The sequence below is a fragment of the Symplocastrum torsivum genome, assembly GCF_059505465.1.
Map to the genome: position 1 here is coordinate 57330 of NZ_JCACKQ010000121.1, position 21581 is coordinate 78910.

21 protein-coding genes and 1 pseudogene are annotated in these 21581 nt (G+C 47.2%); 9 read left to right on the forward strand and 13 right to left on the reverse strand.

Annotation, left to right across the window (positions count from 1 at the left end; translation table 11 throughout):
• Positions 1-676: 676 nt before the first annotated feature.
• Together AC5JL3_RS29775 and AC5JL3_RS29780 are read right to left on the reverse strand one after the other, a co-directional pair.
• Positions 677-3892, reverse strand: a complete 3216-nt coding sequence (locus AC5JL3_RS29775) for an efflux RND transporter permease subunit (protein ID WP_496077895.1) — start codon at positions 3890-3892, stop codon at positions 677-679.
• A gap of 124 nt (positions 3893-4016) precedes the next feature.
• Entirely contained in the window at positions 4017-5258 is a 1242-nt protein-coding gene (locus AC5JL3_RS29780; RefSeq protein WP_496077896.1) for an efflux RND transporter periplasmic adaptor subunit, read from the reverse strand.
• Between the two features lie 136 nt (positions 5259-5394).
• Here AC5JL3_RS29780 and AC5JL3_RS29785 point away from each other — a divergent pair, with 136 nt between their 5' ends.
• From AC5JL3_RS29785 to psbM, 4 genes are all read left to right on the forward strand, one after another.
• Positions 5395-5973 carry a PadR family transcriptional regulator gene (locus AC5JL3_RS29785; RefSeq protein WP_496077897.1) on the forward strand — a complete coding sequence of 193 codons (579 nt, stop codon included), beginning with the start codon at positions 5395-5397 and terminating at the stop codon, positions 5971-5973.
• Between the two features lie 191 nt (positions 5974-6164).
• The gene (locus AC5JL3_RS29790) at positions 6165-8150 is read left to right on the forward strand and encodes a TolC family protein (protein WP_496077898.1); all 1986 of its coding nucleotides are present in this window, start codon (positions 6165-6167) and stop codon (positions 8148-8150) included.
• 85 nt (positions 8151-8235) lie between these two features.
• Positions 8236-8532 carry a 2Fe-2S iron-sulfur cluster-binding protein gene (locus tag AC5JL3_RS29795; RefSeq protein ID WP_496077899.1) on the forward strand — a complete coding sequence of 99 codons (297 nt, stop codon included), beginning with the start codon at positions 8236-8238 and terminating at the stop codon, positions 8530-8532.
• An 87-nt stretch (positions 8533-8619) separates the two neighbouring features.
• Entirely contained in the window at positions 8620-8733 is a 114-nt protein-coding gene (gene psbM, locus AC5JL3_RS29800; RefSeq protein WP_192218492.1) for a photosystem II reaction center protein PsbM, read from the forward strand.
• Between the two features lie 179 nt (positions 8734-8912).
• On the opposite strand, the gene AC5JL3_RS29805 is transcribed toward psbM, so the two are convergent.
• A complete protein-coding gene (locus tag AC5JL3_RS29805) occupies positions 8913-9758 on the reverse strand; it encodes a universal stress protein (RefSeq protein WP_496077900.1) in 846 nt (281 codons plus the stop codon).
• 282 nt (positions 9759-10040) lie between these two features.
• On the opposite strand from AC5JL3_RS29805, the gene AC5JL3_RS29810 reads away from it, so the two are divergent.
• Positions 10041-10526 carry a GNAT family N-acetyltransferase gene (locus AC5JL3_RS29810; RefSeq protein WP_496077901.1) on the forward strand — a complete coding sequence of 162 codons (486 nt, stop codon included), beginning with the start codon at positions 10041-10043 and terminating at the stop codon, positions 10524-10526.
• On the opposite strand, the gene AC5JL3_RS29815 is transcribed toward AC5JL3_RS29810, so the two are convergent.
• Positions 10508-10768 carry a hypothetical protein gene (locus tag AC5JL3_RS29815; protein ID WP_496077902.1) on the reverse strand — a complete coding sequence of 87 codons (261 nt, stop codon included), beginning with the start codon at positions 10766-10768 and terminating at the stop codon, positions 10508-10510. The two genes, AC5JL3_RS29810 and AC5JL3_RS29815, sit on opposite strands and share 19 nt — an antisense overlap.
• A 133-nt stretch (positions 10769-10901) precedes the next feature.
• Here AC5JL3_RS29815 and AC5JL3_RS29820 point away from each other — a divergent pair, with 133 nt between their 5' ends.
• The 3 genes from AC5JL3_RS29820 (at position 10902) to AC5JL3_RS29830 (ending at position 11856) form a co-directional block, all read left to right on the forward strand.
• Positions 10902-11114, forward strand: a complete 213-nt coding sequence (locus tag AC5JL3_RS29820; protein ID WP_496078010.1) for a helix-turn-helix domain-containing protein — start codon at positions 10902-10904, stop codon at positions 11112-11114.
• Between the two features lie 122 nt (positions 11115-11236).
• On the forward strand, positions 11237-11473 hold the full coding sequence (locus AC5JL3_RS29825; RefSeq protein ID WP_496077903.1) for a type II toxin-antitoxin system Phd/YefM family antitoxin: 237 nt from the start codon (positions 11237-11239) through the stop codon (positions 11471-11473).
• Positions 11470-11856: a type II toxin-antitoxin system VapC family toxin gene (locus AC5JL3_RS29830; RefSeq protein WP_496077904.1), complete on the forward strand. Its 387-nt coding sequence runs from the start codon at positions 11470-11472 to the stop codon at positions 11854-11856. The genes AC5JL3_RS29825 and AC5JL3_RS29830 overlap by 4 nt, the downstream gene beginning before the upstream one ends.
• Before the next feature lie 107 nt (positions 11857-11963).
• Here AC5JL3_RS29830 and AC5JL3_RS29835 read toward each other — a convergent pair whose 3' ends face one another.
• The 8 genes and pseudogenes from AC5JL3_RS29835 to fbp form a co-directional block, all read right to left on the reverse strand.
• Positions 11964-12158, reverse strand: coding sequence for a hypothetical protein (locus tag AC5JL3_RS29835; RefSeq protein ID WP_496077905.1), 195 nt, complete (start codon positions 12156-12158; stop codon positions 11964-11966).
• On the reverse strand, positions 12136-12456 hold the full coding sequence (locus AC5JL3_RS29840) for a helix-turn-helix domain-containing transcriptional regulator (RefSeq protein ID WP_496077906.1): 321 nt from the start codon (positions 12454-12456) through the stop codon (positions 12136-12138). The genes AC5JL3_RS29835 and AC5JL3_RS29840 overlap by 23 nt, the downstream gene beginning before the upstream one ends.
• Positions 12428-12577 (reverse strand): annotated as a pseudogene (locus AC5JL3_RS29845) (type II toxin-antitoxin system RelE/ParE family toxin); the annotation flags it as partial. The pseudogene AC5JL3_RS29845 and the gene AC5JL3_RS29840, both read right to left, overlap by 29 nt.
• 106 nt (positions 12578-12683) lie before the next feature.
• Positions 12684-14213 carry a cobyrinic acid a,c-diamide synthase CobB gene (locus AC5JL3_RS29850; RefSeq protein ID WP_496077907.1) on the reverse strand — a complete coding sequence of 510 codons (1530 nt, stop codon included), beginning with the start codon at positions 14211-14213 and terminating at the stop codon, positions 12684-12686.
• Positions 14214-14271: 58 nt separating this feature from the next.
• Positions 14272-15645, reverse strand: coding sequence for a glucose-6-phosphate dehydrogenase assembly protein OpcA (opcA, locus tag AC5JL3_RS29855; protein WP_496077908.1), 1374 nt, complete (start codon positions 15643-15645; stop codon positions 14272-14274).
• A gap of 148 nt (positions 15646-15793) precedes the next feature.
• On the reverse strand, positions 15794-17323 hold the full coding sequence (gene zwf, locus AC5JL3_RS29860; protein WP_496077909.1) for a glucose-6-phosphate dehydrogenase: 1530 nt from the start codon (positions 17321-17323) through the stop codon (positions 15794-15796).
• 133 nt (positions 17324-17456) lie between these two features.
• On the reverse strand, positions 17457-18617 hold the full coding sequence (gene tal, locus AC5JL3_RS29865) for a transaldolase (RefSeq protein ID WP_496077910.1): 1161 nt from the start codon (positions 18615-18617) through the stop codon (positions 17457-17459).
• Between the two features lie 73 nt (positions 18618-18690).
• Positions 18691-19755 (reverse strand): class 1 fructose-bisphosphatase, encoded by a 1065-nt coding sequence (fbp, locus tag AC5JL3_RS29870; protein ID WP_192218481.1) that lies wholly within the window; start codon positions 19753-19755, stop codon positions 18691-18693.
• A 244-nt stretch (positions 19756-19999) separates the two neighbouring features.
• On the opposite strand from fbp, the gene AC5JL3_RS29875 reads away from it, so the two are divergent.
• Positions 20000-21082 carry an ATP-dependent 6-phosphofructokinase gene (locus AC5JL3_RS29875; RefSeq protein ID WP_496077911.1) on the forward strand — a complete coding sequence of 361 codons (1083 nt, stop codon included), beginning with the start codon at positions 20000-20002 and terminating at the stop codon, positions 21080-21082.
• A gap of 187 nt (positions 21083-21269) precedes the next feature.
• On the opposite strand, the gene rbp is transcribed toward AC5JL3_RS29875, so the two are convergent.
• Entirely contained in the window at positions 21270-21563 is a 294-nt protein-coding gene (rbp, locus tag AC5JL3_RS29880) for an RNA-binding regulator (protein WP_192218479.1), read from the reverse strand.
• Positions 21564-21581: the final 18 nt, after the last annotated feature.

A 21581-nucleotide genomic window follows, 5' to 3' on the forward strand; every position in this document is an offset into this window, starting at 1 on the left:
CAGCCAGGAGGGCTATACGTCTGCTTAATGCAGTAATTGCATTAACGTAATGTATTCTCTACATAGGTAGATAGAGATTGTGTTTTAAGGTAGAGAGAGAAGGCGCTCTTGCCCTAAAAAATAGGACTAGCTGATTTCTCAATTTATAAATAAAGTTCAGTTGCACTCGTGGTAGGTGCCCTGAAAGCGATTTGGGATAGGCATAGCTACTACTGCCTGACTTCTAGGCTCATCGTTTTAACGGCTTCTAGCCAAGGTTTAACATGAATAACTCGATTAAACAACAACCCAGCAATTGTCTCGATACATCGTTTAACGATAGCCTTGACCGCTTTAATTTTGACGTTTGGGCGAGTGCCGTTAGACGTCAGATGGTTGCTTCACTTCAAAAAAGGGGCAGTGAAAGGGAATCAAGAGTCAATAGAAAAAATTAACGGCTAGGTAAGACGTTAATTAATTGCTACTGAGTGTAAAAACATTCCCTGTTTATAACTCTTTTTGAAGTTGCTCAAAACAAACTTAAGTAAGTTACAAAAAAGCGATCGCACTTTAACTCTTAGAAGGCGATCGCTTTTGGTATGTTCAATATAGCAGTTAGCGCTCAGCTATCAGCCATCAGCTTTTTTGTTTTCCTGAGTAGTAGCGCTGTTTCACAGATACTAAGCCCAAACAGGCTCTACTCTCCTGTTTGACTCCTTAGGGCTTTCCCGTCAGCCATCGCTTCACCAGCAGTTAGAGAAGAGGCTTGGCGTTTTGATTGTCTCGTCTTGTTGGACTTACCACCGCCTTTAAAGCGATCGCTAAATGACTTGACTACGATGTACAAAATAGGCACTACAAACAAACTCAAGAACGTAGCGATCAACATTCCACCAAATACCGCTGTACCTAGAGATTGACGGCTACCTGCTCCTGCTCCGGTTGCAATTGCCAAAGGAAAAATACCCAAGAGAGTAGATAAGGCAGTCATGAGAATTGGACGCAAGCGTTGTTCCGAAGCCTCAATCGCCGCCTTCGTAAGCGAAAGCCCTTGCTCTCGCAACTGGTTGGCAAATTCCACAATCAGAATCGCATTCTTACTCGCTAGACCAATCAGCATCACTAGACCAATCTGGCAATAGACATCATTGACTAAACCCCGCATCGACTGCGCCAACAGTGCCCCGAAAATTGCTAAAGGGACTGTGAGCATAATAATCACGGGGTCAATGAAGTTTTCGTACTGAGCCGCCAGTACCAAGAACACGAACACAAGTCCCAACCCGAAGATAATTGGCGCTTGACCACCTGACTCTAACTCTTCGGCAGAAGTCCCTGACCATTCGTAACCCAATCCTGGTGTCAACACTTTCGCCGCCAGATTCTCCATCGCTTGAATTGCCTGTCCCGAACTAGAACCAGGGGCTGGCGAACCCGTTATTTCAATAGACCGGAATAGGTTGTAGTGGTTAATCGTTTGTGCCCCAGTTGTTGTTGTCACTTTTACGAGATTGCCCAAAGGAATCATCTGATCGCTTGCAGAACGAACGTACAGATTATTGATGTCCTCTGGATTTGAGCGAAACTCGCTATCTGCTTGGACATACACGCGATAATTCCGTTGCTGTAAAGTGAAGTCGTTCACATACTGCGAACCTAATAACGTTTGTAGGGTGTTGAAAATATCATCAATATCGACTTGCAGCGCCTTGGCTTGGTTGCGGTCTACTTCGACTAAAAGCTGAGGTGTGTTCGCGGCAAACGTACTGAACACCTGTGATAATCCACTACCCGGCTGATTAGCTTGCCCAAGGATTTGACCGAAAGATTGAAGCAAAGGCTCTAAACTTTCGTTTCCTCTGCGGTCTTGCAACTGAAAGCTAAAGCCGCCAAAGCTGCCCAAACCCTGAATAGCAGGTGGATTAACGGGGAAAATTCTCGCTTCGGGAATCGCCGCGAACGCTCCAAATAATTTACCGATAATCGCCTGGACTGCCTGGTCTGGTCTTTTACGCTCATCCCAAGGTTTAAGGGTCGTAAAAATTAAGGCACTGTTGGCAGTATTACCGCTGAAACTAAAGCCACCTACCGCGAAAGTTCCGACAACTTCAGGCTCTTTCAGGATGATTTCTTCGACTTGGTTGACGACTTCGCTGGTGTAGTTTAAAGAAACCCCCTCTGGTCCTTGGACAATTGTGATGAAATAGCCTTGGTCTTCTTCAGGGAGAAATCCTGTAGGCACGCTGAGGAAAAGCCAAACGGTTGCCCCCAAGGACAGGATAAATAGCCCCATGACGACGGCTTTAAAGCGGGTCAAAAAAGTTAGTGATCGCTGATATCCTCGTCTTGTCCAATCCAGGAACCCATTAATCCGACCAAAAATCCAACCCATCCAACCGCGTGGTGCTTGCCCCTGACGCAGCATGAGTCCTGAGAGGGAAGGTGTAAGGCTTAGGGCAAGAAAGGTCGAAATCGCGATCGAAAAAGCGATCGTCAGCGCGAATTGTTTATAAAGTGCTCCCGTTGTACCAGGGAAGAATGCCACGGGTACAAACACCGCCATCAGTACGAGTGAGGTGGCAATGACTGCGCCAAACAACTCATGCATGGCTTCAGTCGCAGCTTGACGAGGACTCATCCCCTTTTGAATAAACGTTGAGATATCCTCGACCACAACAATCGCATCGTCAACCACCATACCTGTTGCCAGGGTTAGACCAAACAGGGACAAGCTATTGATCGAAAATCCAAAGACCTTAATAAAGGCAAACGTACCAATCAAAGCCAGGGGAATTGTAATCGACGGAATCAGGGTGGCGCGCCAGTCTTGTAGGAACAGAAAAATGATTAAGACGACCAGCGCGATCGCAATCAAGAGCGTAATCAGTACCTCGCTTAGAGACGTTTCCACATAATTTGTTGTGTCAAACGCCACCGTATATTTCAATCCAGGCGGAAACGTCTTGGCAAGGGTTTGCATTTCTGTTTTCACAGCACGGGCAACATCCAAGGCATTACTGCCGGGAAGTTGATTTATCCCCAAACCGACAGCGTCATTACCCCGAAATCGCAGGAATGTGCTGTAATTTTCTGCCCCAAGTTCAGCCCGACCGACATCTTTAAGCTTGACAAGCGTGCCATCATCACCAGTCTTTAGGACAACTTCCTCAAATTGGGAGGCATCAGTGAGTCGGCTGACCGCCCGTAGATCAAGTTGATACATTTGTCCCTCAGGTGCTGGCTGCTGACCAATCCCCCCAGCACCGACCTGTAGGTTCTGCTCATTGAGCGCATCGACTACATCCTGAGGCGTTAGACTCCGACTGGCAAGACGATTCGGGTCTAGCCACACGCGCATTGAATATTTGCGCTCACCAAAAATCTGGACATTTCCAACACCCTTCTGCCGTTTCAGGGCATCTACCAGGTAAATGTCAGCGTAGTTACTTAAAAAGGTGTTGTCGTACTGACCATTTTCCGTATAGAGTCCGATCGCCATGAGGATGTTGCTGGACTCTTTGCTGACCCGAACGCCAGTTTGTTGAACAGATTGTGGCAATCGGGGTTGGGCGATAGACACTCGGTTCTGAACATCGACAGCAGCAATATCTTTGTCCCGCGAGGGGTCAAACGTGATTGTAATTGTACTGGTGCCATCATTACTGCTGCTCGAAGTCATGTATTTCATGCCTTCGACCCCATTGATTTCTCGTTCTATGATGTTCGTGACAGCGTTTTCTACGACTTCAGCACTTGCCCCACTGTAGTTAGACGTAACGCTGACTTGAGTTGGGCTGATATCTGGAAACTGTGCAATCGGTAGAGTGGGAATACTGATTGCTCCTACCAGTAAGATGATCAAACCGCAGACCGTAGAGAAGACAGGTCGCTTAATGAAAAAATCAACAAACATGGAAGTAGGGGATTAGTGGTTGGGGATTGGGGATTGGGATTGGGGATTGGGGATTGGGGATTGGGGATTGGGGATTGGATAGTACTCAGTTCCCCGTGCCTACTTCCCTAGTTCCCAATTCCCTTTATGACTGAGGGATGATGGGAGCGCCATCAGACAAATTGAGAATGCCAGAAACGATGATTTTTTCTCCGGCTTGCAATCCTTCAATGACCTGGTAATTGTTACCTTGAATTTCGCCTAGTTTCACAGGCTTTTGACGAGCGATGAGTTTGGATTCTCCTTGCGGTTGTTGTGCAACAAAAACAAAAGTCTGCCCAGCTACACGCGATATGGCTGTTGTGGGGATGGAAACACCGGGACTTCTATTCCAAATCACCCTAGATCTTACTAACTGTCCGTCTCGTAGGTTACCTTCCGGGTTGGGAAAGGTGGCTTTGGCGAGGATAGCCTGGGATTGGGAATTGACTTGAGGTGAGACAAAGCTAATTCGACCTGTGCCGATGGTAGCCTCGTCTTTTGGTCCAGTTAGCTGTACAGGAAGCCCAACGCGCAATTGAGAGGCGCGTTCAACTGGAATGGTGATGTTGAGGCTTAATGATTGATTTTGGATAATCGTCGTCAGGGTGCTACTCGTATTAACGAAGTCGCCTAGCTTCACTGTGACATCACCAACAACACCAGCAATCGGGGCAGCCACTCTGGTATCTTGTAGTTCTTCACCCGCAAGGTTAGCTTGGGCTTGGGTTTGCTGGAGGGCAGAATTTTCCTGATCTAACGTTGCTCTAGCCGCTCGAACTCTCTCTGTGGCAGCGTTTAGGTCGGCACGAGCAGCGTCGCGATCGCGTCTCACTTGGTCTAACTGTTGCCTTGCTATTGCTCCTTGAGCAACAAGAGTTGAAATCCGCTGAAATTGATCGTTTTGAAGTTGCAAGTCAGCCTCTGCACTGACTCGTTCCGCCTCTGCGGCACTGATTTGAGCTTGGGCATTGTTTAACGCCGCTCGTTGTGCATTGACATTTGCGATCGCACCCGTCACTTCTGCCTGACCTTTATCAGGCTTCAGTTGCACAACTGGAGCGCCAGCGGCAACGCGGCTTCCTTCTGAGACAAAAATTTGAGTGACTCGACCCTCTATAACAGGTCGCAAAATCACCGAGCGATCGGCTTCTAGTGAGCCAACAATCTCAGTGCTTTCCTCAATCGTACCTGTTTCCACCTCCTGAAGTTTCACCGGAACTCCTGGAGGTGCGCCTCCTGCTGCACCTGGAGGAGCTTCACCGCGACTACAAGCCCCGGTTAGAAATAAAAGTAGAAGTACTATACCTAGAGATTTACCAGAAAGTGAGGCACCGAGTTTAGCCATTGCACTTGCCTTGGTTGGCTGAGTTGTTGAACGTCAAACGTAGGGTGATTATTCCAGTTTTGAAAAACTAATTAAAGCAATGTAGACTGAACGCGCATATTTTCCGATAGTATATCAGTCTGGTATAGATAAATGAATGCTTGAACTAGCAACTTTAGGTCTACTTCAGTGTGAACCGCTGCACGGCTACCGTTTGAAGCAGCAGTTAGAGCTGTTTATGAGTAGTAGTATCAGTGTGAACTATGGTGCAATCTATCCCTTATTGAGGCGTCTAGAGGAACGAGGAGAAATCGCGACCCTAGTAACAGACCAGACAGAAACCGGGTTAAGTCGCAAAACCTACTGTATAACTGACAAGGGGCATCAACGATGGCATCAAAAGATGATTGAGCATCCCCACGAAAGTTGGGTGAACAGTCGTTCTCGCTTTTTCATCAAGTTTTTCTTCTTCGGCAACCTAGAACCCGCTGAACGGATTAAATTACTGGAGCATCGCTTAAATGTCTGTCAGCTACGCCTTGAAAGTTTTGAGGTTGAACATCAGGCACTCACTGACCCCTACCAGAAGAGTGTGGGACAGCAATGCTTGAGTGGTCTTCGGTCAGATATTGAATGGATCAAGGAGCAACTAGAGAAAGAACGCTACCAAAGTGACTGCCAAGCAGAAACGCCTGTCGGCTTATCCCAAAGAATTTTTTATGATTACAAAGATTAAAAAATTTAGTACGGCTGCGGAGTGTCTACGGGGTGTGAGAGAATTTCTGAATTTCTCAAGCTATGTCTCTTTGCCAAACTAAGCTCCTGTGATCGTTTGCCAAGTACACAGGCTTGGGATTATTCTGCAAAGGGTTGCAAATCCTGCAAGAAGATTAGTTCTTTTAAGCTAAAGACCAAAATTTAGAACTTATGCCAAGTGTTCGTCATTTCGTGGCTTTAGGCGTTGGGGCTGCGATCGCTTTGAGCTATATAGAGCCTGGAACCTCAAAAGATATTCCATTGATTAGTGAGCCTCAGAGTCATCGGGCCCAAAGCCAGGATGCCAAGCCAGAGGTAGAATTTTCTCAAGACTCACAAGAGGCTGACCGAAGAGAAGCTGAGGAGGACGATGAACTCAATCCATCGGTTGTCATCTCAGACGATGAGGTGCCGACAGAGGCAGATACTCAAGAAAGTAACCTTGTCCCGAATCATTCACTTACAGACTCAGATGAGAGTGGCACAAGTGCGGAAGCTAAGGAAGCTGAAGAGGAGAGTGTTTCTGTCAATGAGTTACAAATCCCTGAATGGGTTGGTGACGAAAAAGAAAAATTTGATAGTGTTAGCCAAGCGTCAGCGACTCTAACTGAGCAAGTAGGACGCGATCGCGTTAGCGAAGCGGAACCGCTACGTTCAGCGCTGCTGCAAGCAGATCGCCTAGAGGAAAACACAGCCAATAATCCCGACGTGGCTGAAACCTCACAGGATATCGTTGCGCCAACAATTGTTCAGTCTCCAGCATCTGACATTGCCCAATCCCCACCAGGAAACCAGGGTTCAGCACCAGAATTTCTCAACCCTAGCGCTAATCCGCTACTGTTCCCTACTGAAGCGGAGGAAGTCCAAGTTCAAACCACACAGCCGATTACCCTACAACAGGCGCTCGAACTGGCGCAGCGTAATAATCGAGATCTCGCAGAAGCCAGACTAACCTTAGAACGCTCCCAGGCTCAGCTACAAGAAGCTTTAGCTGCTGAGTATCCGACAGCATCGTTTAGTGCAGATTTTACTCGCTCCGATTCTGCAAGTAGGGAGCTAGGCATTGATGAGGCACAAGCGAACAATCCATTATCTCAAGATATTGACGATGATACGACTTCAACATCCTTCAATGGAACGGTGGAATTGAGTTATGACCTATTGACGGCTGGGCGACGTTCAGCCAATATCCGGGCATCACGAGAACAGGTGCGCTTCCAGCAGCTAGATGTAGAACGCATTTTTCAACAACTGCGCCTGGATACCTCCCGTTCCTACTACGATTTGCAGGAGGCTGATGCACAAGTTGAAATTTCCCAAGCCGCTGTAACTGATGCTGCCCGGAGTTTACGCGATGCCCAGTTGCTGGAACAAGCGGGATTAGGTACACGATTTGATGTCTTGCAGGCGCAGGTGCAACTCGCCAATGAAAACCAAGGTTTAATTAGAGCTGTTAGTCAGCAACGAATTAGACGACGCCAGCTTACTCAGTTGTTGAGTTTAGCTCAGCCAGTGGAAGTCTCGGCGGCAGACCCGATTGAAGTGGCTGGTGATTGGGAATTATCGTTGGAACAGAGTATTATTTTGGCTCTGAAAAATCGAGCCGAGTTGGAACAGCAGCTAGCGAATCGAAATATTAGCCAACAGCAACGGCGTGCAGCTCTAGCGGCGATCAGACCTCAAGCAAGTTTATTTGCTAGCTACAATATCCTTGGGGTATTGGACGATGACCTTGGACCTGCGGATGGGTTGACTTTAGGGGCGCGGTTGCAGTGGAATTTTTTTGATGCTGGAGCAGCCAGAGCCAGAGCCAGAGCCGAGGAAACTGATATTGCGATCGCAGAAAACCGTTTTGCTGACCTACGCAATCAGGTACGCTTAGAGGTAGAACAAGCCTTTTTTGAATTAAGTGCCAACGAGGAGAATATTCAAACGGCTTCTTTTGCCCTGGAACAAGCCCAAGAAAGTTTACGATTAGCACGGCTACGATTTCAGGCAGGGGTTGGTACCCAAGCGGAGGTGATTACTCAGCAAACTGAGCTAACCCGTGCTAGAGTCAACCGACTCAATGCAATTCTTGACTACAATCGGGCGCTAGCTGCTCTGCAACGGGCAATTAGCAATCTTCCTGACAGTAATCTTTTCGATTTACCCTAGTTGGAGTCGTTCTCCAGTTTCCTGAACTTAGAATTATTTAACATTCCTTAATAAAATAAGGATACGCTGAGAGTCTGGAGAAGTGATGGCTAATATCAAATTTGTCAAGGAAGACCAAGAGGTCATTGCCGCTGATGGAGCTAACTTAAGAGAGAAAGCTCTGCAAAATGGCGTTGATATCTACACATTCAGAGGAAAAATGATGAATTGTGGAGGTTATGGTCAATGCGGTACTTGCATTGTTGAGATTGTAGAAGGGGTGGACAATCTTTCACCTCGGACACCAGTAGAAACACGAAAACTTAAGAAGAAGCCTGATAGTTACCGCTTAGCTTGCCAAGCCTTAGTGAATGGTCCAGTAAGTGTAAAAACAAAGCCGTGAAACTCAATCAAGATAGCTGCGATGCGATAAGAGCGTTAATGATATCCTAAGGGAGTGGGCTAAAAACAATTTAGAGGCACTGATTCAATGCAAGTTAACGATTTAGGGTTTATTGCCAGCATTCTATTTGTGCTGGTTCCCACAGTTTTCCTGTTGGTTCTGTACATCCAAACGGCTAGCCGCGAAAGCAACAAAAATTAAATTAATTACAATCTGCCGTTAACAAAACCCCCATTCCTGGCTTTAAGCTAGGTGGGGGTTTTTGTTGCGCTTTGCGACTGGAGATTGGGGGCTGGTGGCTGGGAAAGAATTCTTATCCAAAGGAAGTCGCGTACAATCGCTATTTCATTTGTCCCAATCACCAATCCCCAAAGCTAGGTTTAATCAAGCGTGCGTGCTAATAAAACCGGACAGTTGGCATATACCCGGACGTAGTCTGAGAGGGAAGATCCCAATAATCTATCCAAATCGGGTAGAGTTTTGGCGATCGAAGGACGGCGATCGGGAGAACCAAGAATCAACAAATCCACATTCATTTCCTCCGCCAATCGGCAAATTTCTTGCCCTGCTTTACCACTACTATTGATACAACGGTAATCCACCCCTTGCTTTTTCGCTTCAGCGGCGGCGGCGGCTAAAACTGGATCGTCTTCTGCATTCGTTGTGGCTTCGCTAGATTTGCGACTATCAGGGTTAACATGAACCAGAGATAGCTTACTACCATTAATGTTTTTGATGAGTGATAGGGCTAAGTTTAAGCTTTGTTTAGCTGCATCAGATTTATCCATTGCCACCATGACGTGCCTAACTTTTTTGACATAAGTATCGTCTTTTACCAACAACATGGGGCGGGCTGACAATTGGAAAACGTACTGGCTAACTGAGTTTTGCAAAATGGATTCTAATCGCTTTAGCCCTCTAGAACCCATAATAATTAGGTCAGAATCCTCTTCGTCAGCGACTTGGAGTACTACGTCTTTGGGGTCTCCCTGTTTGAGACGAGGGGTGATTCGGCTGGGGTCTATTTTTAAAGACTTGACAGCCTCTGCCAGAATCTTGCCTCCCTGTTCCAACTTGGCGGACATGGCTTCGGCTGTGACTTGAGGAGGTACAACGTGCAAGACGGTGACTGATGCTTTTTGCATGAAGGGAACCTCCATCAGCATATTGAGCATCTCTTCACACAGTCCCCGACCAGCGACGGTTAGCAAAATTTTTTCAATCATTACTTCAAGTAGTTGTAGTTGTTAATGCAAGGACTTACACGGTTGGGAGAAACGACTAAAGGAGAGTTGCTGGAATCTTTAGAGGTTTGCTTCCCTATTGAGGTGCCTAAATCCTGTAACTGTTTATTGTGTTCAGCCTTCATAAGAATAAGGATACTTTTGATACTGCTGGACAAATTTGACAATTTATTACTTAACTATGGCAATTGCAATATTACTTAATTGTCTAGTGTGAGCGATTCCTGTTGGCATCACCTATAATCATCGCTTCGCTAACACTACATGATTCCTCAAAGGTTGATGACTGAGCGTTCTTCATCGTTACCACCAGGACTTGTTCTCCGCCGTGCCTCTGCCAAGGATATTTGGTCGATTCGCAAATTAGTCTTGTCTGAAAAACTTGATCCAACCCAGGTGCGCTGGCAGCAATTCTGGGTGATTGCATCGGAGGCACATATGGTGGCTTGCGGACAGTTGCGTAACTTCACTGGCGCACAAGAATTGAGTAGTTTGGTGGTTGTACCCGCTTGGCGTAAGCGTGGCTTAGGTACTTTTCTAGCGAAGCATCTAATTCAAGAGGCGACTTTGCCACTTTATCTCGAATGTTTGGGTCAGGAACTAGCGATGTTTTACACCCACTTAGGTTTTGTACCAGTCTCTTGGCAGGATTTGCCGCAATCTCTCAAATTCAAGTTTGGCTTGACCAAAGTAGGCAAGTTATTGAGAATTCCTGTAGTAATCATGCAGTATCAGAGGCTTCCTAGATAAATTTTGCTCACTCCAAAGCGTTCGAGCGTGTTTTGCCCAGATTTTGAGCAAAAACGAGTAATGCTGACAGTATTGTCTACCCCAGTCAGGACATACAGAGAGCGGTAATCGTCATCATTGACGCCAATAGCTTTAAGTATCGAGCGAATCGCTTGCCTATCTGTAATTAGCTGCCACCCCTTTTCTCGAAAGGTTGCGGGGTCTAGCTTTTTCATCTTGCCAGTCTGCGGTGTTGGTATCATAGACCTATCCTTCCCACGTAAGTGGGTTGTGTTAGGAAAGGCGATCGCCCTCAAGTTTTCCAGGCTGTGGGGTGATCGCTCTTATACGCCAATTTTGATTAAATATGCAATTGCATATTCTGTCAAGGATAAAATGGGGCTAGTTAGGCTGCGAATTCGAGAATTAGCTGCTGAGAAGGGTTGGACATTAAAGGAAGTTGCCGAGCGTTCGGGAGTAAACTACAGCACAGTCGCTAGCTACACTCGGCGGGAAGCGATGGCAATGACTGACTTCACGGCAATCCAAAAGCTAGCTCGTGCATTTGATATTCCAATTGAAGACTTGGTTGAAGTTCTGGAAGAGTAGACGAAGCGTGTGTTCTCTTCAGGATGCGATCGCATTTTCTCTTTATCAGGAGATTGCTGCAAGGGTTTCTGTATGAAATCGTATTCAGGAGTTATTCTGAGTTGTATGTTGGAGAACTAGCAATGCCTACGAAAACAGTTGATGTGCGTGAAGCACAGATGAGCTTGAAGGAGTTATTGTCTTTAGTGGTTGAAGGTACGGAGATTGTACTGACAGAAGGTAGCACTCCGCTTGCCCGTCTAGTACCAATTGCCTCACCAACTACACCACGTATTGCAGGGTTACACACTGGAGCAATCTGGACAAGTGATGATTTTGATGAGCCTTTACCTGAAGAATTCTGGATAGGGGAGGCATGAAGTTGCTGCTGGATACCCATACCTTTATTTGGTGGGATAGTGAGCCAACCAAGCTTTCACAGAAGACCCTAGAGTTGTGTCAAGATCAGGCAAACACTTTACTGCTAAGTGTTGCTAGCATCTGGGAAATGCAAATCAAGCTCCAATTAGGAAAACTGAAACTCAATCTGCCTTGGGCACAAGTTATTGAAAGCCAGCAGCAAACTAATTACATCGAAGTGCTACCTATTACTCTTACGGATGTTTTAGCACTGGAGAACTTACCGACCCATCACAAAGACCCATTCGACCGCCTATTGATTGCTCAGGCAAATGTTGAAGATGCTGTCCTGATTAGTCGCGATCCGATATTTGCTCAGTATCCAGTTAAATTGGCTTGGTAGGTAATACCATGAATTTGCGATCGCGTTTTCTCTGCACAATACGATCTACTAGACTGAAACAAAGCGCTATCCCTCTCCTAAGAAAACAGAATGGTTTCTTGTATGACCTAACGGATGCGATCGCGTCCGTGAACAGCTTCTGTCACTCTCCGAAACAGGAAATCTAGAAATTGCTGAATCAGACTTCGCTGACTACTTACCGAATTTAGAAGACTATGAGGAACGTCTTGCTCATGGAGAAATTCAGTGGTAGCAACGCCTCCAGCTAGCTTTCCTCTCTTAATCTTTGGGTGCGATCGCAATCCGAAACCCCAGTGCATCCAGAAATTCAATCAGACTATAAATTTCAGCACCTTTTGTTTCTAACAGCATCTTGTCAAGTTTCTCATAACGCTGTTTAGCTTCTTCCGAGAGATTGTTCATCTGCTCACGCGCTTCCATCACCTCTTTGAGAGCCGAACGGAGCAGTTCAGGTTCAAAACCTTCTTCGTCCAATTCCAACATAACCCCAATATAACCAGCAGCCCTTTCAGGAGCTTTGAGAGATGAAATCAGATATTCGCGGTAGCTCCTACTTCTTTGGGTTTTCACTTCTTTCATAATCTCTCCAATATTCCCTCGCTCGAAGAATGTCCTGTTGTTGGGTACTTTTATCTCCGCCACATAGGAGAAGTACTATCACTGAGCCTATTTGCCCAAAATAGACGCGATACCCCGGACCCTAGCATGCCATCAATTAATCTTTGAGAGTGATCGCAAAAAGCTGCCCCAGGAAGTAGTGCAGCAAGCAGCAACCCAGCAAAACACGTTTGAGGAGAATTCTCTTTCTAACTGAACTGCTGGCAGCTTTGCAGAAACTGAGCAGGAATTTCTGGATGCTCACCCCAATGGAGATGAATATAGGAAGCGTGTAGCTGATGCACTTGCCAGCCTTCAGTTGCTACCTTACCCTGCTCTTTTTGGTTATATCTCCGTGTCTCAAACAACGGTTTCTCAGGCATCACTGTCAACTGGGAGTGATGAAACTCATGCCCCCAAACTGTTCCACCAGCACTCAGCAGAGGACTGTCTTGCAGAGCAGTTGCTTGCCGATATCCAACAGTGAGACGCTTCTCCATTACTGTTGTTGTGGGCAATACTCCCACCATCGACCATGACTGGTTCTCATAATCGGTAATCTTTTCACACAAATACATCAATCCCCCGCACTCAGCATAAGTCGGCATCTCTTGAAGAATTGCCTTTCGTACTGACTCACACGCATTGGTATTTTCCGCCAGTTGTTGGGCAAAGACTTCTGGGAAACCCCCACCAAAGTACAATCCTTGGACATCCGTAGGCAAAGCTGTATCTGTGAGTGGACTCCAGAAAACTAACTCAGCACCTAGTTGTTGCAAAATATCCAGATTGTCCTGGTAGTAGAAACTAAAAGCGCGATCGCGTGCAACTGCGACTCGGATGGGAATTTTGGGTTCTTCCTCCACCTCTAAGATCCCCCCCAACCCCTTGCTAAGGGGGGGAGCAGAAGTCGTTGAATTTGGCATTTCCCCTGTTACTAAAGGAGATCCCCCTAAATCCCCCTTAAAAAGGGGGACTTTAACTAAATTCTCCCCCCTTTTTAAGGGGGGTTGGGGGGGATCTAAATTTAACGGGGAAGTTTGAAAACACTCATTAGGGGTAGGAGCAGTAAGCAACGGCAACAAGCGGTCCCAGTCAAAGCAACTATCTCCCAGATCGGCAAGTCGCTCAATCAAGACATCCAGTTGAGGCATTTCTGCGATGGGAACTAAACCAAGATGTCGATCAGGAATCGTGATGTTATCCTGGCGCCGCAGCACTCCCAAGATTGGGAGTTGCAAAGGTTCCAATGCCTCTTTAAGAAGTTCTAAATGGCGATCGCTTCCCACCCGATTCAACACGACACCCGCTAGCTTAATCCTAGAGTCAAAGGAGCGGTAACCATGTGCGATCGCAGCTACCGAGCGAGACAAACGACTACAATCCAACACCAACAAAACAGGCAGTTGCAATAGCCGTGCCACATGAGCTGTACTTGCCCAATCATCCTGCCCCGATGCCCCATCAAACAAGCCCATTACCCCTTCAATCAGGGCGTAATCTACTCCCTCAAGATGACGGGCAAAACAGCCCCGAACATAGTTTTCCGAAGTGAGTACTGGGTCTAAATTCCGGCAAGAACGCCCCGTGACTGAGGCGTGAAACATCGGATCGATGTAATCTGGACCCACTTTGAATGATTGAATCCTCCGATGTTGGCGAGACAAAGACGACAGTAGGGCGAGCGTGACTGTCGTCTTGCCCACCCCACTACGTTCTCCAGCGATGACTAAAGTCATAGTTATTAATTATTGGTTATTAGTTATTAGCAAACAACAAACAACAACCAACAAACAACTAACTCGCTAATTCGAGAATCTGAGCCGCCACCGACAGACTTTCTTTATAAAGTACATCGCTGCCCCAACGTTGTAGCTGCTGGCTCAGTAAGAACTCAGTTTTTTGGTCAAATAAAGGTGTTACCTGCTGGATGCGGCAAGATTGGGCACCGCCACCCGCCTCCATCCGCATACAACCCGTTGTTTCTGAACACAGTACCGTACAGCAGTCTGCATCATTGTTGGTCGAACCCAAGCGTAAGCTGATTAAGTCGCCAGGAACTTCACCCACATCTGCGATTGGAATTCCTGCCAACTCTGCTTCAATGCTACGCTGGTCAGGTGTCGTGAATTTAATGCGCCGGATGTCATAATCCCCACCCTCTTTTTCATAGGACGTAGGATGCCACTGGAGCCGACTCGCTAGCCAACCCAAATACATCAGTGCCTGAGCCTCATTCCCCTTCTCGTAATCGATAGTGACGCGATCGACTTCTTTAAGCGCATCACGACGCTCTGGTGGGTCAAAAGCAGCAGCGCTTAACTCTTGCCACGCCGCTATCCGCCGCCAGTTGATGTCAGCCATCGGCATTCCCTGTTCCAGAAGGGTGTGTACTCGCATCAAATCCACTTCAGCGGTATTGAACGTACTAGAGTCGATGATGACACTATTGCTCAGATCGGCTAGCCGCTTGAACAGACCATAGTCTACGTCGGGTGTTGCCTTCCACCAGATAAACTTGGGAAGCTCACCAATCACCAACTCTGAAATCATTCCTGCGTTGCGTTCCAGCGCCGCTGCTGTTCCTCGCAGAGTGATGTATTCACAACAGATAAGTGTACTTTGGCTGTGCTTCTGAATCGGACAAGACGCAGAAACCTGAACTGTAACCCCTTCATCTTCACCAGCGGTTGGGCAAAGGGCGATAATCCGGCAGGGATTAGCTGCCGCGATCGCATCAGCAATTCCAGAACTTTCAAGATCTGGAGAATACTGTAGCCGTTCATCTTTAGCTGTATTCGCTGTTGCGCCGTTGTTTAGTCTTTCTGTATAGTCCTCATGCAGTTTTGCCTTAGTTGTAGCATCGGCATAACCTGTCCTTGGCAACCCGTAAGCTTTTTGGGCAGCCTTGAGGGCAGATACCATGCGGGGACCAACAATACCGTCAACTGGACCCGAATAATAGCCCAGTGCTGCCAATAACTGCTGGGTTTCTTCGGGTTCATAGACAATCAGGCTAAACGTTGACGCTCGTATAGCAGAAGGAATATCACTGTTGTCATCAGAAGAACCATAACTTCGCCAAATTTGGCGAAGTTCCGCCTCAATTTCACTTATGGAAACATCTTTAGGCGGTTGTATAGAAACCAGAGGAGGAGATTGTGTTGCCATATTCAGTTATCAGTTGTTAGTTGTTGGTTGTTGGTTGGAGAGCTGTTGATCATTATTTATTAATTGTTAGTTGTTAGTTGTTCGCTATTTAACGGCTTCTGACAACTCAACAATAAATACTAGTAAGAGACATTCCGCCGGAACGTCTCTACAGTCTGCGCCAGCGGCGTCCATCACGATTAATCAATTGCTCCGCCTCCGTTGGCTCCCAAGTTCCTGCTTCGTATTTGGGAATCAACGCTGGGTCAGTTCGTGCCTCCCAAGCCGCCAGTGCTGGAGTCACAACCCGCCAAGCTTCTTCCACTTCATCAGCACGGGTAAATAGAGTTTGGTCACCTACCATGCAGTCGAGCAACAAGCGATCATAAGCATCAGAGGTTGAGATTCCAAACGAAGAACCGTAGCTAAAATCCATATCCACCGTGCGGGTGCGTAGGTTGGGTCCAGGCATTTTTGACTCAAAGCGCAACGAAATCCCCTCATTGGGTTGTATCCGCATCGTCAGCACATTGGGGCTAGCCTGCTGCGCCGCCGATTGAAAGATCAGATACGGCACCTCACGGAACTGGATTGAAATCTCACTCACCTTCTTCGGCAAGCGTTTACCCGTCCGTAGATAGAAAGGTACGCCTTGCCAACGCCAGTTATCAATCAGTAGCTTCATTGCTACATACGTTGGTGTAGTCGAGTTGGGGTCAACTCCAGGCTCCTCCCGGTAGCCTGGAACCTGCTTGCCTTTCATCCAACCGGCTGAATACTGACCCCGAACGGCTGAAACTTCTAGGTTATTGATGTCTGCTAGGTGGGTTGACTGAAGTACCTTAACTTTCTCCGTCCGGATGCTATCAGCATCTAGCGAATTGGGGGGTTCCATCGCTGTCAGGCAAAACACCTGCAACAGGTGATTCTGTACCATATCCCGCAGTGCGCCAGAGGTTTCGTAGTAACCCGCTCGATCCTCAACCCCTACCGTTTCTGCCACTGTAATCTGAACATGGTCAACAAACTGACGATTCCACAGTGGCTCAAAAATGGCATTGGCAAAGCGGAACACCAAGAGATTCTGAACAGTTTCTTTACCTAGGTAGTGGTCGATGCGGTAAACCTGCTGTTCTTTGCAGACTTGTTGCACAACCCGGTTCAGCTTCTGAGCAGAACTCAAATCTCTACCAAAGGGTTTTTCAATCACCAAGCGACTCTTTACTGGGTCAGTTAGCATTTCTGCTGCTCCCAGTTGTCGGATTGCTTCTGGGAAAAACTTGGGAGAAACGGACAGGTAAAATACTCTGTTACCTCGCGTCCCCCGCTTCCCATCTAGTTCCTCAAGGAGGGCTTTGAGCTTCTGATAGCTTTCCGGGTTATCAATGTCACCGGGACAGTAGTACAACCCTTGGGCAAAGTCTTCCCACATTTCCTCGGCTCCGATGCCTGTGGAAAATTGCTCAATGCCCTCGCGCATCTGCTCCCGGAAGTAATCGTGGCTCCACTCTCGACGCGCCACACCAACAATCGTGGTTTCCGGTGGTAGGCGGCGATCGCGTTTCATCTGGTAAATTGCTGGGACAAGCTTGCGTTGGGTGAGGTCTCCAGACGCTCCAAAAATCACCAAGATGGCTGGTTCCGGCGTCCGCTCCTGTTGCAATCCAACGCGCAGAGGATTTTCTAGCAGAGTCACCATAGGGTTGTTCGTCGTTAGTGGTTGGTTAGTGGGCGAGTTGTTAGAAAGAGCTATTAGTTGTTGGTTGTTTAATGTTATAGGGAATTAACAACTTCTCTTGTCTAACAACCAACAACTAAAAACTAAAAACTGATTACACTGTCGTTGCCAAGTTTTTGACTTTGTCTTCTAGAGATGACATTAAGGACTCAAAGGGCTTAACAAACTTAGCAATGCCGTCATCAAGAAGTTCGTCCATCACCTCGTCCAGATTGATCTCAATATCGGCATCTTTAAGAGATTCGATCACTTGGTAGGCTTCGTCAACACCCGTTTCAATGCGGCTAGCAGGGGAGCAGTGATCAGCACAGGCTTCAATTGTGCTAGGTGGCAAGGTATTGACCGTATCGGGGCCCACTAGCTCATCGACGTACATAACGTCGCTGTATTCAGGGTTTTTCGTGCCTGTACTTGCCCACAAAAGACGCTGGACTTTTGCTCCTTTTTCTGCTAATGCTTTCCAGCGATCGCTTCCAATAATCTCTTTGTACTTCTGATAAGCAACTTTAGCATTGGCGATCGCGATTTTGCCCTTAACTGCCTTAAGCCGTGCCTCCATATTCAGGTCATCAACGCCCTCAGAGAGTTTTTCGTCAAGGCGATCATCAATATTGCTATCAATCCGGCTCAGGAAGAAACTAGCTACCGAGGCAATTTTGCTGATATCTTGCCCTTGCTCTGCCCGCTTTTCCAATCCCCGAATATAAGCCCAAGCTGTCTCAACGTAGCTAGTTACCGAGAAAAGCAGGGTAACATTGACGTTAATTCCGTGGCTAATCACTTGCTCGACGGCTGGCAAGCCTTTAGATGTTCCTGGAATCTTGATCATTACGTTCTCCCGACCAATTTGTGCGTAATACCGTCGGGCTTCTTCAATCGTCTTTTCAGTATCGTGAGCAATGATTGGCGGCACTTCAATACTTACATAGCCATCAAGACCATTGGACGACTCATAGATAGGTCTGAGGATATCGCAAGCATTGCGGATGTCATCAAACACTAGGGATTCATAAATCTCCTGAACCGATTTACCTGCACGGATGCCCTCTTCGATATCCGCGTCGTAGACGGCATTACCGATGATCGCTTTTTCAAAAATCGCTGGGTTGGAGGTGATTCCTACGATCCCCCGTTCCTCAATCATCTGCTTGAGTTCACCGGACTCAATCAAAGTACGGCTCAGATTATCCATCCAGATACTCTGACCATACTGTTGTTCAATCTGAAAGATCGGATTATTTGCTGTCGATGTCATTAACTTGACTCCTGCTATTTGTGATCGTGATTGGCTGAGGGTTATTGATGAATCAACAACCAACAACAAGCTTCTAAGAACGAGCCATTACCGTTTTTTCTGACTCCCGTGCCCGCTCTTGAATAAAGGACTCTACAAGCGCAACATCCTCTTTACTCCCAATAAACAAGGGTGTTCGCGCATGGAGTGCTTCTGGCACTGCGTCCAAAAGATTCTGGGTTCCCGTACTCGCTCTACCACCCGCTTGCTCTATCAAAAAGGCAAGCGGAGCGGATTCATAGAGTAGACGCAACTTTCCTTCCGGTTTCTTCAACGTACCGGGATACAGGAAGACTCCACCCTGAGACAAAATCCGGTGAAAATCTCCTACTAATGCCCCACTATAACGGGCGGTATATCCTTCATGGCGATGGACATAACGAATATAGTTTCGGATTGACTCATCCCACTGCCAGAAGTTACCTTCATTGACGCTATAGACGGGACCGTGGTCTGGCACCTTGATGTTTTCATTGGAAAGGATAAACTCGCCTAAGCTGGGATCAAGCGTGAAAGAATGAACCCCTGTACCAATTGAGTACACCAGCATTGTGCTTGGTCCATACAGGACATAACCAGCAGCAATTTGTTTATGCCCATTTTGTAGCAGATCACGGGCATCGCCGTCGATATCATCTCCTTCTTGCTTGCGGATTGAAAAAATCGCTCCAACATTCAAGTTGATGTCTACATTCGAGGAGCCATCAATGGGGTCATAGAGCAGGGTGTAACGTCCAATCGGGCAATTTTCCGGGATGTAGTAGGGTTTTTCCATTTCCTCGGATGCCAAGCGACAGACCAGACCGCTTTGCTTAAACACCGATATAAAAACATCATTGGCGTAGATATCCATCTTCTTGACAGATTCTCCCTGCACATTGACATTCCCTGTAAATCCTAACGCTCCTTCCACTAATCCGGCGCGGCTCAAGCGCCGAGAAATTAGCTTTGCGGCTAAGGCAATGCGACTCATGAGCGCACTGAGATCTTGTGCTTCTGTCGAAAAGCTTTGGAGTTGCTGTAGAACGTGCCGAGACAACGTTGTGCAGTCGCGATCCAGGGCGTACTCCTGAGCTACGGGCTGATCCACATCTGCCATAAGTTTCGTCCTCCCTATCGAGTCATGCACTCTTACCTGTAGGGCAGTTGCTCATAAGACTGCCTCAAGAAAGCTGAATGCTCGATCATCTTTATTTCTTATCTTAGGGAGGCATTGCCAATGAAGCGTCTAACTTTAGACGAACTATAGAAATCAAATCTTTACACTGCCTGTCTTGTCTAAGTGACTACCTGTGAGGTCAGATTTAGTGGATGAGACAAAATTTCAAGGTTGAACAAGGTTTATGGGAGAACAGAAAAAGATTGGCGTTCTGACCAGTGGTGGAGATTGTGCTGGTTTGAATGCGGTGATTCGGGCGGTAACTCAGCGTGCTGTGGGTACTTACAACTGGGAAGTGCTGGGGATTTGTCGCGCAACTAACGGGTTAATGCATCGTCCCCCGCAAGTGATTACGCTTGCTCCGGATAATGTCGATGCACTCCTAACGAAGGGTGGAACTGTGTTGGGAACAACGAATAAGGGCAACCCGTTTGCTTTTCCGATGCCAGATGGTACATTACGCGATCGCTCTGATGACATTATTGAGGGATACCACCAACTTGGTCTTGATGCCTTGATTGGGATTGGGGGAGATGGTAGTTTAGCGATTCTCCGGAAAATTGCTCTGCAAGGCAATCTTAATTTTGTTGCCATTCCCAAAACGATTGACAATGACGTTGGAGTTACAGAACGTTCAATTGGGTTTGATACGGCAGTTAATATCGCAACAGAAGCGCTCGATCGCCTACACTTTACTGCCGCTAGCCATGATCGCGTAATGATTCTAGAAGTAATGGGTCGAGATGCGGGTCACATTGCAATTTCTGCGGGGATTGCAGGAGGCGCTGATGTTATCCTGATCCCAGAAATTCCTTATACGCTCGAAAATGTCTGCCGCAAAATTAAAGAGCGTCAGGAGCGAGGTCAGCACTTCAGTGTTGTGATTGTATCTGAGGCAGTTTGCACGGAAGCGGGTGAGGTGGTGACAAATAGCGATCGCTTTGGTGGATGTCGTTTAGGCGGTATTGGTCAATATCTTGCTGACCGGATTTCTGCTAGTAGTGGTGCGGAAACACGGGTTACTGTTTTGGGACATATACAGCGTGGGGGAATCCCGTCACCGCTTGACCGTTTACTAGCATCCGCCTTTGGTGTTGCTGCCGTTGATTTAATTGCCGCAGGACAATATGACCAGATCGTAACCTGGCAAAACCGTCAGGTGGTCAATGTGCCGATTGAGTCAGCGATTAGCAAATACCAAGCTGTGGATGCCAACAGCACCCTAGTTAAAACGGCTAGAGGTTTGGGTATCTGTCTAGGCGATTGACCCGTCTCCCTGAATTTTAAGTAATTAAGTGACGAGTGGTGACGTGATTCACGCCGACAACTCGTCCCTTATCTACCCTAATTGCTCAGGAAAGACAAAACTTAGCCGTGCCGCGTCACGGCTAGGGTCAGCTCTTGGTTCTATCTATTGTGCAGATAGACACCCATTAATGACATCAAATGCTTGTTTAGAAACGATTATTGCGCTTTGCACCGCCGCCGCCGTCGCGACTATTCTCCTCTTTTGGTCTAGCTTTGTTCACTCTCAACTGACGTCCCATCCACTCGGCACCATCTAGTTCAGAGATGGCAGCGTCTTCTTGGGCATCTTCTGTCATTTCAACAAAGGCAAATCCGCGCATCCGACCCGTTTCACGATCTGTAGGTAACACAACTCGCTTAACAGTGCCATACTCGGCGAATACTGAGCTTAAGTCGTCTTCGGTAGCTTGGTAAGACAGGTTTCCAACGTAAATGGTCATGTCGATCGATAAAGCTGA

Excerpts from the sequence above, each read along its gene's own strand:
- AC5JL3_RS29850 (WP_496077907.1), bottom strand. The coding sequence starts at position 14,213 with ATGACTTTAGTCATCGCTGGAGAACGTAGTGGGGTGGGCAAGACGACA.
- AC5JL3_RS29840 (WP_496077906.1), bottom strand. The coding sequence starts at position 12,456 with ATGAAAGAAGTGAAAACCCAAAGAAGTAGGAGCTACCGCGAATATCTG.
- AC5JL3_RS29825 (WP_496077903.1), top strand. The coding sequence starts at position 11,237 with ATGCCTACGAAAACAGTTGATGTGCGTGAAGCACAGATGAGCTTGAAG.
- AC5JL3_RS29775 (WP_496077895.1), bottom strand. The coding sequence starts at position 3,892 with ATGTTTGTTGATTTTTTCATTAAGCGACCTGTCTTCTCTACGGTCTGC.
- AC5JL3_RS29820 (WP_496078010.1), top strand. The coding sequence starts at position 10,902 with ATGGGGCTAGTTAGGCTGCGAATTCGAGAATTAGCTGCTGAGAAGGGT.
- AC5JL3_RS29815 (WP_496077902.1), bottom strand. The coding sequence starts at position 10,768 with ATGATACCAACACCGCAGACTGGCAAGATGAAAAAGCTAGACCCCGCA.
- tal (WP_496077910.1), bottom strand. The coding sequence starts at position 18,617 with ATGACATCGACAGCAAATAATCCGATCTTTCAGATTGAACAACAGTAT.
- rbp (WP_192218479.1), bottom strand. The coding sequence starts at position 21,563 with ATGACCATTTACGTTGGAAACCTGTCTTACCAAGCTACCGAAGACGAC.
- fbp (WP_192218481.1), bottom strand. The coding sequence starts at position 19,755 with ATGGCAGATGTGGATCAGCCCGTAGCTCAGGAGTACGCCCTGGATCGC.
- AC5JL3_RS29790 (WP_496077898.1), top strand. The coding sequence starts at position 6,165 with ATGCCAAGTGTTCGTCATTTCGTGGCTTTAGGCGTTGGGGCTGCGATC.
- AC5JL3_RS29780 (WP_496077896.1), bottom strand. The coding sequence starts at position 5,258 with ATGGCTAAACTCGGTGCCTCACTTTCTGGTAAATCTCTAGGTATAGTA.
- zwf (WP_496077909.1), bottom strand. The coding sequence starts at position 17,323 with ATGGTGACTCTGCTAGAAAATCCTCTGCGCGTTGGATTGCAACAGGAG.
- AC5JL3_RS29810 (WP_496077901.1), top strand. The coding sequence starts at position 10,041 with ATGATTCCTCAAAGGTTGATGACTGAGCGTTCTTCATCGTTACCACCA.
- psbM (WP_192218492.1), top strand. The coding sequence starts at position 8,620 with ATGCAAGTTAACGATTTAGGGTTTATTGCCAGCATTCTATTTGTGCTG.
- AC5JL3_RS29805 (WP_496077900.1), bottom strand. The coding sequence starts at position 9,758 with ATGATTGAAAAAATTTTGCTAACCGTCGCTGGTCGGGGACTGTGTGAA.
- opcA (WP_496077908.1), bottom strand. The coding sequence starts at position 15,645 with ATGGCAACACAATCTCCTCCTCTGGTTTCTATACAACCGCCTAAAGAT.
- AC5JL3_RS29785 (WP_496077897.1), top strand. The coding sequence starts at position 5,395 with ATGCTTGAACTAGCAACTTTAGGTCTACTTCAGTGTGAACCGCTGCAC.
- AC5JL3_RS29795 (WP_496077899.1), top strand. The coding sequence starts at position 8,236 with ATGGCTAATATCAAATTTGTCAAGGAAGACCAAGAGGTCATTGCCGCT.
- AC5JL3_RS29875 (WP_496077911.1), top strand. The coding sequence starts at position 20,000 with ATGGGAGAACAGAAAAAGATTGGCGTTCTGACCAGTGGTGGAGATTGT.
- AC5JL3_RS29830 (WP_496077904.1), top strand. The coding sequence starts at position 11,470 with ATGAAGTTGCTGCTGGATACCCATACCTTTATTTGGTGGGATAGTGAG.